Here is a 14,578-nt window from a genome sequence, read left to right on the forward strand (position 1 = left end):
AAGACGTCGCCACTCACGGCGTACTAAACGCCACGCCTACCGTCACGTTGGTGTTGTCGGTAGGCCGCCCTTCCAGCACGCGGCTTTCGAAGGTGTAGATGTAGCTGGCCGTAATGGCAAAGCGGGCCGTAAAGCGCAAAGCCAGGGTGGAAAGTTGATTGACGCGGTAGTCGCCGAAGCCTGCTAGGTTGGGCTGATAGAATGTGGTAGAGTTCAACGTGAAAACCCCGCGGGTGTAGGCCAGCTTCACCCGTAAGGAACTGCGGGAGACAATGCGCTGACTGTTATCCTGAAAGTAAGTGGCCTCTCGAATAAACAGGTTGCTCACCGATACTTCACGTCCCAGCGAGTCGGTATAGAAGGCCCACCCCGGCCCGAAGCCTAGCTGAATGCGGTGGTCGATGCCGCGCAAATTACTCCGCTCGTAGCCGCCGATGCCGTAGGCGCGGAAGTGGCTGAGCCGGTAGTAGGGCGTGGCGTTGAACAGAAATTCCCGCTCTTTCAGTTGCCGGTCCTGCTTACCGTAGGTGAAGCTGCCAATCACGGGCGCTCCGAAGTGCTGGCCGCGCAGAACTGTGACGGAGTGCGTGGTGGCGAGCAGCGTACGGTTTACGCCCCCGGAGGTGTATTGGCCGGTGAGCTGCCCCGCATACCGAATAATCGTGGTGTCGGGACGTTGAGCCTGGGCGGGTACCAAACCCAACAGCAGGAGCAACACTAAGCCAGACAAGGAAAACAATGAGGTCATTCAAAAATTAGAAGCCAGTGCAAGTCTTTATAAAGGCGGAAAGGTCTGGCTTTGAAAGCAAAACAGCGTAACGGCTGGCAAAAGCATCATGTTGATTGCTAGGCAGTATAGCTAGTGTGCTGGATTTCTTCGTTGCTTGTAAGTTGATACCACTTATTGCTACATGCGTTTTTTGTTTGTTTTGCTTTTGGGAATGCTGGTGGGGCCGTCGGCCTGGGCCTTGCGGATACGGGAGTTTCGGCAAGTAAGTACGGCTCCGCCCGTGCGCTTCCAAAAGCTAGAACTAGGGCTAACCTTGGCTACGGCCCCGGTTGGCAATCCTTACGATCCAAAGGAAATAACGGTGTGGGCCGAGTTTATTTCCCCGCAGGATAGCGTGTACCAGGTGCCGGGTTTCTGGTACCAAGATTTCAAGCGCTGTACCACTTGTGCGCCCTTCCCGCGGGCCAGTGCCACCGATACCTGTTTGTACTGCTCTTCCTGCCCCGAGGACCCCAAGTACCTCACGCCGGTGGCGACCCGCCTGCCCTGGCGCATCCGGTTCGCGCCGCCCACGGTAGGCCGCTGGAGCTACCGTATCGTGGTCAACCACAACGATTCTACGGTGTTCGGGCCGCGCACGTACGTTAACGTAGCAGCCTCCGCCGATCCGGGCTATGTGGGCCGGCACCGCAACGGCCGCAACTTTGCTTTTGCCAACGGCCGCGTGTTTTTCCCGCTCGGCATGAACGTAACCAACAACTGGATCGACGGCCCCTACACCCGCTTGCCCTACCGCGACGCACAAGTGGGTATCACGCGTATTGCCGACAGCGGCGGCAACTTTGCGCGCGTTTTTATGACGCCCGCTTTATTTGGGATAGAAGGCCCCGGCGACCCCGCCGGCCGCTACGACGCCCGCCAGAATCGGGCCTATGATTTCGATGAAATTCTGGAATATGCGGGTCGCCGCCGCGTGTACCTGCAAGTCGCCCTGATGACCCCCGACGAACTGGTAGATATTGATGAGTTCGGCCATAACTGGCGCCGGCACCCGTACTACTCGCTGCTGCCGCCCAACAGCACCCCGTCCCGCTTCTTCACCGACTCCCTTTGCCGGCAGTTACTGCGGCAGCGCATTCGCTACATTATGGCCCGTTGGGGATACTCGACGGCCCTTTTTGCCACTGAGCTAATGAACGAGGTGGATGGCTACCGCTCGCCGGCTCCGTACGACAACTATTGGGACATCCAAAACCCGCGCAACGTGCGCCAGTGGACCGACGAAATGTTAGGCTACGCCCGCTCCCTGGCGCCGCAGCATCTCTACACCACCAACACGGGTTTTGCCTTTAGCAGCTTTTACCCGCGCGATACCGCGGTAGCCCTCTATTCGTCGCCACAGGTTGATTTCGTGCAGGACCATTACTACAGCACCGATCTGAACGTGGAGCATCAGCGGGCTTTTATGGCCCAACGGGCGGCGAGCTTGTTTCCGGGCAAGCCCTACCAGCTAGGGGAGTTCGGGGCGGCACAGGAAAACAACTGCTGGCTAGGTACTTCCAGCTTCACGGCGAAACGCTATCCGCGCGGAGTTCTTTTCCATGACCTCAACGAACTGCACAACACCCTGTGGTCATCTGCCTTCAACGGTTCGGGCGGGGCGGCTTTGTATTGGTGGGCCAACCAGGTATTTGGCCTCTGCTACGGAGGCCAATACCACTACCTGCGGCCTCTGCAACGGTTTTTAACTAATTGCCCCATCTTCACCGAAGACTACAAGCCAGTAGCCAGCCCGTGCCCTGGCATTACCGGGCCCAAAGACGTCGTGCATTCACCTACCACTCCCGGAAACTGTATTCCGGTGTGGGCTATTGGTAAGGAAGACAGCGAAAATCCGAAGTTTCTGCCTTCCGGGGCCACTACTTCGGATGCAGCTCTGGAGGTGTTTGCGCTCCGCAGCCCGGCGCGGGTGGTAGGGTGGGTGCACAATCGCAACAACTACTGGTACAAGCTGCCGCACTTCGCGGGCTCTATGACGAATGCTATCTGCGCCACGCTCAACGACAACCAGCCCACCACGCCCGATAGTATTCCGGCCTTGGTTGGGAAACAAGTCACCATTCTGAACGTGGAGCGCCCTGGCCGTTACCGGCTGGAGTTTTTCAGTACCTACCCGTTCTACGATCTTAATCGTGATGGCAAAGACGAGCAGGGCGGAATCATTGCGCAGTTCACCAGCGAAGTGCAAGCCGCTGATGGCAAGCTCACTTTCACCGTGCCACCCCTTCGTCCCCTCGGCACGCCGCCCTACGCCCCCGACTACGGGTTTAAAGCAACCTGGCTGCCCGAGCCAACCGTAGCGCCGAAAGCCGCCGTGAAGAGTCTGCCCAAAGCGCCAGCGAAGACCACTCCCAAACCCCCCGTGCGGAAAGCGCCAGTAAAAACCGCACCCAAAGGGCCAGTAAAAACAGTTCCGAAAGCGCCGATCAAGAAGTAAAGCTCATTCTTGTACTTCCAACTCTGCTTAAGCTCATAGAAATGAATATGTAGATATAGTACATTTGAGGACTAATCAGCCTTCCTGCTTTCCACTATGAGCAATATGATTCAGTTCGTCGCCAACCACGACGACTTGTCAACGGACAAAGGATTCCAATTCAAATTCTATTGCGACAAATGCCGCAATGGGCATATGTCGCGCTTTCAGCCGAATGCAGTCGGTATTGCGGGGAGCTTGCTCAACGCAGCGGGTAGTTTGTTTGGGGGCATGTTTCATGAGGCCGGCAACGCGGCGTATCATGTGCAGCGCGCCATTGGGGGCAAAGCGCACGACGAGGCCATAGAAAAGGCAGTGCTCGAAGGCAAGCAGCATTTCAAGCAGTGCACCCGCTGCGGCCATTGGGTGTGCCCCGATGTTTGCTGGAACTCCAAAGCCGGTCTCTGCGAAGATTGCGCCCCCGACGAGCACGAGGAGCTAGCCGCTCAGCAGGCCCTGGCCAGCCGCGAGCAGATTTACACCAAAACCCGCGCCCAGGACTACACCAAAGAGCTGGACTTCCTGAACCGCGGCGGCATTGTGTTGTGCCAAAGCTGCAACGCCAAGCTCAACCCCGGCCAGAAGTTCTGTCCTCAGTGCGGTACTGCCAACGCCACTAGCGCCCAAACCAAGGAAAAGTTCTGCGTAGACTGTGGCGCAGCCATGAAAGCAGATCAGCGGTTTTGCGCCGACTGCGGCACCAAGCAATAGTCGCGGCCTGTCCGGCTCAAGGGAAAACTGGCGGCAGAGCATTGTACAGTCCCACGTTCGTTTCTTGCAATGCCGAGAAGCTGGTAGGCTAAGTTCAACAGTAGTCTTTGGCCCTAGAAAAGCAATGTAAGCGGCTACCTACTGGCGCGGCAAATTTGCGTATGACTACCTGATACCTCTTTTCCTGAGGAAGAACGTAGCCATGCATCTGGACAGCGAATTTCAGGGATTGCCAATCGAGGAAGCCGTTTTCTATACTCGCTTAGGCTTGCAACTAGAGGTGTTCACACTGGCCGATGTGAGCGAGTGGGTGGACGAAGTAATGCTGCGCGAAGCGTCTCCCAACAACTTCTTTTTGCAGTTTTACCGCGTCTTGCACACCAACAAGCCGGGAGTGCCGGCGTATTTGAAAAGCTCGTTTCCGGAAGCGTCCTTCTCGGTGCGACCTGGCTTGGGCTGGTTATACCAAAAACTTATCACTGATAAGTGGCCCCTGAGCCAGTTGATTAAGTCGCTCTACCGGCTGCGGACGCTGGTTAGGTCCGATATGGAAGTAGGCTGGATCTATGGCCTAGCCGCCGACTACGACCGTGCCATTGCCAGCGTTCCAGAGACAATGCCGGAGGTGGAACAGGAAACCCGAGTGTTCCTGGCTTGTTACCAGGATTACACCTTTGACAACCGACCCTACTGGCAAAGCCTGGACGTCCTGCTAGAGGAACGACTAGCTAACCTTCGTCAGTAGCAGAAGCAGGCAACTACTCACCGCTGCCCGCAGCGTAAGCTGCACGACGTCAATACACCAACCCACTCGCCATGTTTCATTATCGAGGTTTTATGAGCAGCAGTTTATTAACCGCTGCAAGCAGGTTAGCTACTACTGTGCAGTAGTATTGACAGCGTCAAGTATGAAAACTTTATCCAGGTATTGAGGCGAGAATCTTATACTCGTTTATCATTTCCCAAATATGCTCACCGACGTGGTCTGGCCGGGGCGGATGGTGAAATTGCGCACGTCGGTGAACTTGCTGCCAATGGCGGTTTTGGTGCGGAACACCAGGCGGTAGGCGCCTGGTTGCATGGGCACGTTTACTTTGCTGCTGCTCCCATCTGAGAGGTTGTAAATCCAGGTCTGCGACTCGTCGTCGTTGAGGCGGTAGATGCTGCCATAGCCTTTCAGGTCGGAGGTGATGTTGAGGGTGCCGGGGGCCGTGTACGTAATGGCTGTTTCCTGACCTTGCTTGATGGTGATGCGGCGCAGCTGGCGGGGCAAAGTCAGCAGCTCCACTTCGTAGTTGCCGGCCAGCAGCTTCTGCCGCGCCCCGAAGGGTAGCGCCAGCAAGGTGTTGTCTTTGCCGGCCTGCCGCACCACCGCCTGCACGGTACCGTAGGGGTTGCCTATCATGTTGGGGCTCTGAAGCCAAAGCGTACCTTGGGGCGTCTTGTAGGTTAGCACGTTGGCCTTGCCGGGCTTGATGGGTAGGTTTTGCTGGCCTACGGGCGGTACCGTGTTGATAATGAGGTCGTAGCTCTGCAAGGCGTCGATGTCGAGAACGTCGGGCTTGCCTTGGGCGTCGCGGTAGTGGATGTAGTTGTATTCGGGCTGCTCCGTGACGTTGTTGACGAAGGTCATGTTCACGTTCGACTCCACGGGCTTGCCGGCTTCGTCGGTGAGGTTGATGGCCACAGTGGTTTTGGCCAGCGTCTGCGTTACCACGTCGTTGAGGATGGTGCGGAAGGTTTTCACGTCGGCCGCGTTATAGTAATTGCCTAGGCATTCGAGCTGCTTGCCAAACTCTTTTTCCGCTCCAATTCCGATAACGAAGGGCTTAAGCAAAATCCGCTTGCGCTGCAAGGCCAACGACGTGGCGCACGGGTCGCCCTTGCACGATTCCAGCCCGTCGGTGATGAGAATAAGCACGTTGCGCGCCGTTTGGTCGGTGGGGAAGTCGCCGGCCGACTGGAGCAGGGAGTAGGTGATGGGCGTATTGCCCTTGGGCTCGATGAATTTGAGGCGCGCTTTAATGGCCGCCGCGTTTTTGGCCGCAAAGGGCACTTCCAGCTTGGAGTCTTCGCAGTTGTTTTCCGACTTGTCGTGCAAGTGCCCATAGGCCCGCAAGGCTAGCTCCAGGTTAGGATAGGCGTTGAGCGAATCCACCATCTTGGCAAGCAAGCTCTTGGCAACGTCCATGCGCGGACGGCCTTCCCACGGGGCTAGCATCGAGCCCGAAGCATCCAGCAGAAACAAGATGCGCGTAACCCGTGGCTTTTCGGGCGGCGCGTTCTGCGCGCGCAGACTCGTGCCGGCCCCGCTAGCCAGCCACACCATCCAGCACAGAAGAATAGCTAACCGCCGCATTGATACAACCTAACGTCAAACCATCTTCCCAACAGGCCGCTCACCAAACCGCTCATTAGTAGGAAACAACTTTATAGTGCAACGCACAACCAATCAAGCTTTGTATAAAACGAAACCGTCTTACTGTTCTAAATCAGTGATTAATAATCGGATGCCTGCTCTACGCTGAGTTGCTGCAAGGCCTTTTCCAAGTGCTCGTCGTCGGGCGCCACGCCGTGCTATTTGTGCGAGCCCATCATGAAGTCTACGCCAAAGCCCATCTGCGTATCCATCAGCACCATAATGGGCTGGCCCTGGCCGAGCAAGGACTTAGCTTCTTCAAGCGTAGGCAGGAGTTTTTCGAGGACGTTACCGTCGGTTCCGAGGACGCGCCAGTTGAAGGCTTCAAACTCGGCGCGCAAGGTCCCCGATTTTGTCGGTGGGGCCGTCGATTTGCTGGCTGTTGCGGTCCACAAAGGCAACTAGGTTGTCGACTTTGTGGTGCGGGGCGTACGTGGCGGCTTCCCACACTTGGCCTTCTTCCAGCTCCCCGTCGCCCATGAGCACGAACACGGTGCGGTCGTCACTGTTAAGCTTTTTGGCTTGGGCGGCGCCAATGGCTACGCTCAGACCCTGACCCAACGAGCCGGACGCCACCCGGATGCCGGGCAGGTGCTCGTGGGTGGCCGGGTGGCCTTGCAGCCGAGAGTTGGGAATTGACGGCGTGCACCATGCGCAAAATGTCGCGCCGGACTTGGGAGGCAGTCTGTTTTAGCTCCGCCACCGACTTGGTGACTTCGGAAGTGTGAGTTTCGGAAGAAGCAAAAGCCGTGTCCTGCGACATAAGTACAGCGGTTAGAGGATGGTTTGTGGTTGGTTTTTAATTATTGGTTTTTGGCTGTCCTTGGCTGGCACCTTATTAACAGTCTGACAAGCAGCCAAAAACCAATAACTAAAAACCAAAAACCAACAAAGTTGGCTACAGCAGTTGCGCCGCGTGGTTCTTGGTGTCGACTTTGGTAATTACCTTCTCGATTTTGCCTTCCGCATCAAGCAGGAAGGTGTAGCGCATGGTGCCCATGTACTTGCGGCCGTACATCGATTTTTCCTGCCATACGCCGTAGTCCTGCACTAGCTTCTTGTCTTCATCAACTAGCAGCGGGAAGGGCAGCTCATACTTCGCCGCAAATTTCTGGTGCGACTTCTCGCTGTCGATGCTCACGCCGAGTACCTGAATGCCCGCCGCCTGAAGGCTTTGGTAGTTGTCGCGCAGGTCGCAGGCCTGGGCGGTGCAGCCGGAGGTGTCGTCTTTGGGATAGAAGTAGAGCGCAACCCGGCGGCCTTTGTAATCGGCGAGGCGGTGGGTGGTGCCGTTCTGGTCTTGGGCAGTGAAATCGGGGGCGAGGTCGCCGGCTTGAGGAAGTGACATAGGAGACAAGTATTTCGGCAAATGTAGCAGTAGCGCGGAAACACGGGCACTCTGGCAAGTAAAGTTGGCCGGGTGAGGCTGCCGAAATAGGGCTATCCCGGCCTCTCGCATGATGCGCGCCATCTGCTGGGAGAGAGGTGTCAGACGGCTACAGCAGCAAGCCACAGGCTCACCAGAGCGCACCACTTTTCCGGAGGCGAAGGGCAGTTTACCGACTTAAATAACGGCTCCACATGGCGCGGCGCGACTGCCCACCGCCAGGGTGCAATAGCCTCGCCTATGGTTTGTCGTTCATGGGTTGGGGCGTAAAAATCAGCTTTTCTACCGGAAAGCCTAATTCACGGGCTTTACCAATGAGGTGGTCGCGGAGGTTGCGCTCCAGGTGCGGGGTACGGCTCAGGAGCCACAGGTTTTCGCGGCTCGGTGTGCCTACCAGGGCGTACTGATAGTCGGCGTGGTCCAGGTCCAGAATCCAGTAGTCGCCCTCGAAAGGCCAGAAAAAGCTGACTTTCAATTTAGAGTTGGTGGCATCGATGGCGCGGGCTAGGCCTTTGGCCGTTTCGACGGGGCCGTTAAGGCCTTGTTGGTGGCAGGTATTGAGTACGCTCACCTTGCCATCGGGCCGCAACTTGTACTCGGCCGTGACGTGCTGGCAGCCCTTCTCGAACCGGGTCGGCAGGCGGGCTACTTCGTACCACAAGCCGCTGTATTTGTGCAAATTCACGTGAGCAACCGTGGGCAGCGGCTTGTACATCTTGCGACGCACGTAGCCGTAAGCGGCCACACCGGTAGCCACCGCCGCCACGGCAGTGGCAAATAGAACCGGCTGGCGGACTTTGGTTTGGTTAGTCATGATAAGAAGGTAGAAAGAGGTGCTTGCTGTACGCAGCAGCTACTGTGTAAGATGTGCGGCCAGGGGCTCACAATTATCTTTCAATGTAAGGGTGATAGTTAACAGTAAATCGGATTAATCAGTAGACTTCGCATCCCGATGAAAACATTCAACCTCCTGCCTCCTTCACCAACGCCCTCTGCTGCGCAGCTCCGGCACGCGTTGCAAACCAACCGCGACCAGACGCTCACGCAGCTCTACCAGCACACCTTCCCGATGGTGCGGCACCATGTGTTGCAGCACGGCGGTACGGCGCAGGACGCCAAGGATGTGTTTCATGATGCCTTGGTGGTGTTCTATGAAAAAGCCGTGGGAGGCACGCTCGAACTTACCGCGTCGGCCAGTACCTACGTGGTAGCCGTGGCCCGCAACCTCTGGCGCCGCGAACAGGGCCGCCGGCAACGGTGCCACTACGCCGACCTAGACGAAGAACACCTGCAACTGCCCGACCAGGTAACGCCTGCGACGGTAGATCCAGCGGCGGAAGTATCGGTGCTGGAGTACGTGGAGCGGCTAGGGGAGAAGTGCAAGAGCATTTTGCTGTCCTTCTACTATTTCCAGCAGCCCCTCGAGCAAATTGCCGATACCCATCAGTACCGCAACGTGCGCTCGGCCACGGTGCAGAAATTCAAGTGCTTGGAGCGCCTGCGTAACTCGGTGCGCAACGTGCTAGCGGAGAATTTTTCTGATTTCTGACCAACAGAACTCAGCTTACCTCTGCAACTCCTGCGCGTACTTTCGCGGGAAATTTTCGAACAAGCTTGTATGCGAATTCAACTGGTCTGTTCAACCAGAAATCAAACACGAGAAACCAGAAACTCAAAGAAATGCGCCCGGAGCTGAAACGTCTGCAACGCATTGAGCAGCAGCTGCTAGGTGGCCCCCAACCAGGCCAGGCCGACGAATGGGCGCTGCAGCAACTGTTCGACGCCGACCTGGAAGCGGACACCGAGGCGCAGCGGCAAGTGTACCAAGGGCTGTACCTAGCCGGCCAGCGCCAGCTGCGCCGCGAGCTAGAAGCTATTCATGAGCAACTGTACGGGCCGCGCCCTGGCCGTTGGAGCCAATTGGCAGCCGCCGGGCTGCGGGCTATCCGGGCGGGCGGGCTGAGGTTGCCGCGCAAACACTAACCTCTCTTTTTCTAAATCAGGGCTATCCTGCGTGCCTAAGCTTTTAGGCCGAAAGGCACCGGCATGCCCATTATTTTCACTTACTCATGCTGTCAACTAAACAAGAATTCCGAAAGTTTGCCGTGCAGGGGCAGGGTCTCAACGGCCTTGGTGTCGACCAATACCTCGGCCACATCGAAGGCCAGGGCCGCACGTTCGTTACCAACATGACCCGCTCCGTCATCGAGGAGCGTCCCACGCGCTTCGCCGAAATCGACGTGTTTTCGCGGCTGATTATGGACCGGATTGTGTTCTTAGGCACGGCCGTCGATGACCAAATTGCCAACATTCTGACGGCGCAAATGCTCTTTCTGGAGTCGGTGGATGCCAAGAAAGATATTTTGCTTTACGTCAACTCGCCCGGTGGTTCGGTCTACGCCGGATTAGGCATCTACGACACCATGCAATACGTGGCTCCTGACGTGGCCACCATCTGCACCGGCGTGGCCCTAAGCATGGGGGCGGTATTGCTGGCCGGCGGGGCCGCCGGTAAACGCTCGGCGCTGCCCCACACCCGCGTCATGATTCACCAACCGTCTGGCGGCGCTCAAGGCCCCTCTGCCGACATCGAAATAACGGCCCGCGAAATCCTGAAAATCCGCAAGGAACTCTACGAAATCCTGGCCAAGCACACCGGCAAATCTTACCAAGACATCCACGACCACTCCGACCGGGACTACTGGCTACGCGCCGACGAAGCCAAAGAATACGGCCTGATCGACGAGGTGCTGGAAAAGAAGTGAGTAAATGAACGGTCATGCTGAGCGCAGCCGGAGGCGGAGTCGAAGCATCTCGCGTGCTGACGTTGCCAAACTACTCCCGTCATGCTGAACTTGTCGAAGCATCTCGCTCGCATCGTTACAATGGTAAAAGGGTTTACCACACTAGCGAGATGCTTCGACTCCGCCTCCGGCTGCGCTCAGCATGACCGTTCACTCACTCACTCACAGCATTACATTCACCGCCTTCTCGTTGCCGGCTTGGTCGCGGAGGTAGAGGGTGGCGGGGCCGCGCAGGGGTGGGCCGAGCGTGTCGGTGCGCTCCGAAAAGAGGGTGGCGTTTTTGTGCTCGAAGCGGAGGAGGTGGAATTGCCCGTTCACTTCGAGGCGGTAGGAAGCCAGGCCCGAAAGGTCGTCGCCGACCTTGAAGACCACGCCGGCAGGGCCTTTGCGCAGCAAGCGGGCCGAAGGTGGAATGGTGTCGGTGAGCAGCTTGAACTGGCCGAAAGCTTTAATGGGCGCCGAAATGGTGTTGCCGTCCCATTTGCCGCCTACGTACGCCCGGCCACCCTTGGCCGTGACGCCGTAGATGGCGGTTCGGGTTTTGTCGGCCACTTCCACTTCGGGTTTCAGCGAGAGTAACAGGCTGCGGTAGAGCGGGGTGCGGGGCTGCTGCACAGTCCAGACGCCGGCCTTGTAGCTGGTTGTCACAAACAGCGTATCGAACAGCGTTTGGGGCCCGAAACCTAGCTGCATAACGCCCGTGGTAAATGCATAGTCGCGGCCCGAGGGGATGAGGGCCTGCCGGTCGAAGCGCCGGGTGATGCGCCCAAACTGCATGGAGTCGGGGAGGCCGGCGCGCAGGTCGTAGAGGTAGGTGTTCTGGCTGAGCACCGTGTAGCTTGGGCGCAGCGTGAGGCGGCGGTTGCCTTTGAAAAGCGTGAGGGGGCCACCCGTTGCGGCCGTATCGGGGTCGGCGGCTACGGCTACCAGCAGGTTGCGGCTGAGGTCATAGCGCAGGGCTGCTTGTTTCACCAGCGCCGAACGGGTTTTGTAGTACACGGGCTGTTCACCGCGCAGCACAAAGCGTAGCGGCGTCGTGTTGCCGTACGAATCAGCCAGTAGGATTTCGATGTTGTAGAGCTTGCCGGCTTCCACGCGCAGGCGGCCTTTGCCGGGCCCCGTGGTGTACATGGTTAGGTCGTTGCCGTCGTCCACGAACAGCTTTTCGAGCTGCCGGCCCTGCATGAAGCGCCATTCATAATCCATGTGCTGATTAACCTGGCGGGTGCCATCCGGAAAAGGAACGTCATCGACTACGTGCCGGTAAAACGGCTGGCCATTGACGCGCACTTCCACCCGTTGCAGCCCGTTTTTGTTCCACACGCCATCAAACCGGTCGAAGCCTTGCAGCAGCAGCCCCACCGAGCCGAAGGCGGGAATGGTATCGGCCCACACGTAGCCGCCGCCGTTGGGCAGGGGCGGCGCTTTGGGCACGAACACCGACTTGCCGAAGCGGCCCAACACCCGCGCGTCAATACCAAGCGCCTCCACAGCAAAGGCCTGCAGCATGGGCGCCACATGGTCTTGAATTTCGGCAAAGCCACCCCACTGCAAGGGGTTCAACTGATGGTCTTGGGCGGTGCGTACTTCCCAATGCAGGTGCGGCCCCGCCGAACCGCCCGTGTTGCCCGATAGGGCCACCACTTCGCCGCGCTTCACTGGAAACTGGTCGGGCTTGAAAAACAGCTCCAGCTCGTAGGTTTGCTTTTCGTACTGGCGGCGCAGCAGCTCGGTTGCCGTAGCACCAAGAAAGTGGTTTAGGTGGCCGTACACCGTGGTCAGCCCGTTGGGGTGGGTGATGTAGAGCACGTTGCCGTAGCCGAAGCTGCTCTGCTTGAGCCGCGAAATGTAGCCGTCGGCGGCAGCGTACACGGGCAGGTCTACTCGGCCATCAGTTTTGATGTCGAGGCCGCCGTGAAAGTGATTCGGTCGAAGCTCGCCCATGCTGGCGGCCAGAAAGTTGGTTTTGCCGGGCTTGATGGGGAACAGGAAGTAGCCGTTGGGCACCGTTGGCCGCGGGCCGGCCGGCGTTTCGGTGGTAGGTGATGAGGCAACGGTATCGGGTTCCTGCCCGCCGCAAGAAGCGGGTTGCAGCCCAAAAATCAGCAGAAGCAGGGGAAGTAAAGAGAAACTCAACAACCGCCGAGGCGGGGCAATCAACTTATTGGGCATTCGCAAAGCAATTCAATCAGCAAGTAGGGAAATGAGTTGTGAGTTATCAGTTGCCAGTTGTCAGTTTATGCTCTCGTATCGAACAACTGATAACTGGCAACCGGCAACTCACTTTATCGCCAGGTCCAGCATTTTTTCGTCGCCGATATAGCCCGTGAGCTGGTCGCCGATTTTCACGGGTCCTACGCCGCTGGGGGTGCCGGTAAAAATCAAGTCGCCCATTTTCAGGGTAATAAACTTGGAAATGTAGCTGATGATGGCCTCGAAGGGGTGCAGCATGAGGCCGGAGTTGCCTTGTTGGCGCACTTCCCCGTTCACTTCCAGCCGGAAGTTGATGTCTTTCTTGTCAGGGAAGTCGCCCACCGGCTTGAACGTTTCGCCGAGCGGGGCCGAACCATCGAAGCCTTTGGCCAGCTCCCACGGCAGGCCTTTGCTTTTCAGCTTGCTTTGCAGGTCGCGGGCCGTGAAGTCGATGCCGAGGCCGATGGCATCGTAGTAGGTGTGGGCGAACTTCTCGTCGATGTTTTTGCCATTCTTGCACACGCGCAGCACCAACTCTATTTCGTGGTGAATGTCCTGCGAGAAATCGGGGTAGAAGAATGGTTGGTTGCGCTGTAGTAAGGCGGTATCGGGCTTGGCGAAAATGACCGGCGCGTCGGGCGTTTCGTTTTGTAGCTCGGTGATATGGTCGGCGTAGTTGCGGCCGATGCAGAGGATTTTCATGTGGGGGCTTGGTTGGTTGGGGCGTCGAGCCGAGCAAGCCGGACGGCTGTCCGTCTGGGTAGATGGCTCAAAATTAGAGGTTAATTCGGGGCCTGAAAACCGGAAATGTAATTAGATGCCGCTTAGAGCACGATGCGGCAAGGCCTGGGGCAAACATTTTTCCCATCCACCGACGTATAGTAACCCGTCGCGTTAGCGCCGGTGGCGCCGGTACATCTGGTAGGTAACCGTCGCCCGTCTGTTCCCTCTTTCTTTAACTTCAACACCCGTATGCTTAAGAAAATAGCTTTGGCTAGTTGCCTGTTTCTGGCCGCCGCCTGCTCCACCGTTCCCATCACTGGCCGCCGCCAGCTCAGCCTCGTGTCCGACACCGAAATGAACTCGATGGCCGCCACCGAATACCAGAAAGTGCTGACGACCAGCAAAGTAATTGGCAGCGGCACGCAAGCGGCCATGGTGAAGCGCGTTGGGCAGCGCATTCAGCAGGCCGTGGAAACCTACTTCCGGCAGCAAAACCAGCAGAGCCAGCTGGAAGGCTACGCCTGGGAGTTTAATCTGATTGACGATAAGCAGGAAAACGCTTGGTGTATGCCCGGCGGCAAGGTGGCCGTGTACAGCGGCATTCTGCCCATCACCCAAGACGAAACCGGCTTGGCCGTAGTCCTGGGCCACGAAATAGCGCACGCCGTAGCCAAGCACAGTACAGAACGAATGAGCCAGCAAATGGCCACGCAGGGTATTGGCAGTTTGGCATCGGCGGCAGTAGGTCAAGCGCCTTCTGCCAGCCAAAACTTGTTTTTGCAGGTGGTAGGCGCCGGCTCGCAGCTGGGCTTGCTGAAATACGGTCGGAACCAGGAGTCGGAAGCCGACCACCTGGGGCTGATATTTATGGCCATGGCTGGCTACGACCCCGACAAGGCCGTGCAATTCTGGCAGCGCATGGATGCCCGTGAGGGCGGCGCGTCCCCACCCGAGTTTCTTTCCACGCACCCCTCCAACGGCACCCGCGTGGCTGATATTCAGCGCGAATTGCCGGAAGCCCGCAAGTACTATAAGCGGTAATGGGTTGTGAGTTGTGAGTTGTGAGTTGTGAGTT

The 14,578-nt window shown here is 57.7% G+C and carries 13 protein-coding genes and 1 pseudogene; 7 read left to right on the plus strand and 7 right to left on the minus strand.

The annotated features are described in order from the left end of the window. Window positions 1–13: 13 nt before the first annotated feature. Window positions 14–748, minus strand: coding sequence for a DUF481 domain-containing protein (locus VF639_RS03465; RefSeq protein ID WP_331144489.1), 735 nt, complete (start codon window positions 746–748; stop codon window positions 14–16). Window positions 749–911: 163 nt separating this feature from the next. Between VF639_RS03465 and VF639_RS03470 the strand changes: the two genes are divergently transcribed. From VF639_RS03470 to VF639_RS03480, 3 genes are all read left to right on the plus strand, one after another. Next, complete coding sequence (locus VF639_RS03470) at window positions 912–3,227, plus strand: DUF5060 domain-containing protein (protein WP_331144490.1); 2,316 nt, start codon at window positions 912–914, stop codon at window positions 3,225–3,227. Window positions 3,228–3,323: 96 nt separating this feature from the next. Then, a complete protein-coding gene (locus tag VF639_RS03475; RefSeq protein ID WP_331144491.1) occupies window positions 3,324–3,977 on the plus strand; it encodes a zinc ribbon domain-containing protein in 654 nt (217 codons plus the stop codon). Window positions 3,978–4,179: 202 nt separating this feature from the next. After that, window positions 4,180–4,722, plus strand: a complete 543-nt coding sequence (locus VF639_RS03480) for a hypothetical protein (RefSeq protein ID WP_331144492.1) — start codon at window positions 4,180–4,182, stop codon at window positions 4,720–4,722. A gap of 210 nt (window positions 4,723–4,932) precedes the next feature. Here the strand turns inward: VF639_RS03480 and VF639_RS03485 are convergent, their stop codons facing one another. From VF639_RS03485 to VF639_RS03500, 4 genes and pseudogenes are all read right to left on the minus strand, one after another. Beyond that, window positions 4,933–6,306 (minus strand): vWA domain-containing protein, encoded by a 1,374-nt coding sequence (locus tag VF639_RS03485; RefSeq protein WP_331144493.1) that lies wholly within the window; start codon window positions 6,304–6,306, stop codon window positions 4,933–4,935. A gap of 170 nt (window positions 6,307–6,476) precedes the next feature. Beyond that, window positions 6,477–7,026: pseudogene (locus VF639_RS03490) on the minus strand (1-deoxy-D-xylulose-5-phosphate synthase N-terminal domain-containing protein); the annotation flags it as partial. A 268-nt stretch (window positions 7,027–7,294) separates the two neighbouring features. Next, complete coding sequence (gene bcp, locus VF639_RS03495) at window positions 7,295–7,744, minus strand: thioredoxin-dependent thiol peroxidase (protein WP_331144494.1); 450 nt, start codon at window positions 7,742–7,744, stop codon at window positions 7,295–7,297. 277 nt (window positions 7,745–8,021) lie between these two features. Next, entirely contained in the window at window positions 8,022–8,597 is a 576-nt protein-coding gene (locus tag VF639_RS03500; RefSeq protein ID WP_331144495.1) for a lipocalin family protein, read from the minus strand. Between the two features lie 138 nt (window positions 8,598–8,735). Between VF639_RS03500 and VF639_RS03505 the strand changes: the two genes are divergently transcribed. The 3 genes from VF639_RS03505 (at window position 8,736) to VF639_RS03515 (ending at window position 10,548) form a co-directional block, all read left to right on the plus strand. Then, window positions 8,736–9,332, plus strand: coding sequence for an RNA polymerase sigma factor (locus VF639_RS03505; RefSeq protein WP_331144496.1), 597 nt, complete (start codon window positions 8,736–8,738; stop codon window positions 9,330–9,332). Between the two features lie 131 nt (window positions 9,333–9,463). Further along, on the plus strand, window positions 9,464–9,766 hold the full coding sequence (locus tag VF639_RS03510; RefSeq protein ID WP_331144497.1) for a hypothetical protein: 303 nt from the start codon (window positions 9,464–9,466) through the stop codon (window positions 9,764–9,766). 86 nt (window positions 9,767–9,852) lie between these two features. Beyond that, complete coding sequence (locus VF639_RS03515) at window positions 9,853–10,548, plus strand: ClpP family protease (RefSeq protein WP_331144498.1); 696 nt, start codon at window positions 9,853–9,855, stop codon at window positions 10,546–10,548. 201 nt (window positions 10,549–10,749) lie between these two features. Here the strand turns inward: VF639_RS03515 and VF639_RS03520 are convergent, their stop codons facing one another. Together VF639_RS03520 and VF639_RS03525 are read right to left on the minus strand one after the other, a co-directional pair. Beyond that, a complete protein-coding gene (locus tag VF639_RS03520; RefSeq protein WP_331144499.1) occupies window positions 10,750–12,759 on the minus strand; it encodes a M23 family metallopeptidase in 2,010 nt (669 codons plus the stop codon). A 108-nt stretch (window positions 12,760–12,867) separates the two neighbouring features. Next, entirely contained in the window at window positions 12,868–13,482 is a 615-nt protein-coding gene (locus VF639_RS03525) for a fumarylacetoacetate hydrolase family protein (RefSeq protein ID WP_331144500.1), read from the minus strand. A 270-nt stretch (window positions 13,483–13,752) separates the two neighbouring features. On the opposite strand from VF639_RS03525, the gene VF639_RS03530 reads away from it, so the two are divergent. Next, on the plus strand, window positions 13,753–14,544 hold the full coding sequence (locus tag VF639_RS03530) for a M48 family metallopeptidase (RefSeq protein WP_331144501.1): 792 nt from the start codon (window positions 13,753–13,755) through the stop codon (window positions 14,542–14,544). Window positions 14,545–14,578 lie beyond the last annotated feature (34 nt).

Origin of the sequence: Hymenobacter sp., assembly GCF_036387835.1 — a bacterium.
In the GTDB taxonomy this organism is placed as follows: domain Bacteria; phylum Bacteroidota; class Bacteroidia; order Cytophagales; family Hymenobacteraceae; genus Hymenobacter.

Coding starts and splice junctions, on each gene's coding strand:
- VF639_RS03465 (WP_331144489.1), bottom strand. CDS start 748: ATGACCTCATTGTTTTCCTTGTCTGGCTTAGTGTTGCTCCTGCTGTTG.
- VF639_RS03470 (WP_331144490.1), top strand. CDS start 912: ATGCGTTTTTTGTTTGTTTTGCTTTTGGGAATGCTGGTGGGGCCGTCG.
- VF639_RS03475 (WP_331144491.1), top strand. CDS start 3,324: ATGAGCAATATGATTCAGTTCGTCGCCAACCACGACGACTTGTCAACG.
- VF639_RS03480 (WP_331144492.1), top strand. CDS start 4,180: ATGCATCTGGACAGCGAATTTCAGGGATTGCCAATCGAGGAAGCCGTT.
- VF639_RS03485 (WP_331144493.1), bottom strand. CDS start 6,306: ATGGTGTGGCTGGCTAGCGGGGCCGGCACGAGTCTGCGCGCGCAGAAC.
- bcp (WP_331144494.1), bottom strand. CDS start 7,744: ATGTCACTTCCTCAAGCCGGCGACCTCGCCCCCGATTTCACTGCCCAA.
- VF639_RS03500 (WP_331144495.1), bottom strand. CDS start 8,597: ATGACTAACCAAACCAAAGTCCGCCAGCCGGTTCTATTTGCCACTGCC.
- VF639_RS03505 (WP_331144496.1), top strand. CDS start 8,736: ATGAAAACATTCAACCTCCTGCCTCCTTCACCAACGCCCTCTGCTGCG.
- VF639_RS03510 (WP_331144497.1), top strand. CDS start 9,464: ATGCGCCCGGAGCTGAAACGTCTGCAACGCATTGAGCAGCAGCTGCTA.
- VF639_RS03515 (WP_331144498.1), top strand. CDS start 9,853: ATGCTGTCAACTAAACAAGAATTCCGAAAGTTTGCCGTGCAGGGGCAG.
- VF639_RS03520 (WP_331144499.1), bottom strand. CDS start 12,759: ATGCCCAATAAGTTGATTGCCCCGCCTCGGCGGTTGTTGAGTTTCTCT.
- VF639_RS03525 (WP_331144500.1), bottom strand. CDS start 13,482: ATGAAAATCCTCTGCATCGGCCGCAACTACGCCGACCATATCACCGAG.
- VF639_RS03530 (WP_331144501.1), top strand. CDS start 13,753: ATGCTTAAGAAAATAGCTTTGGCTAGTTGCCTGTTTCTGGCCGCCGCC.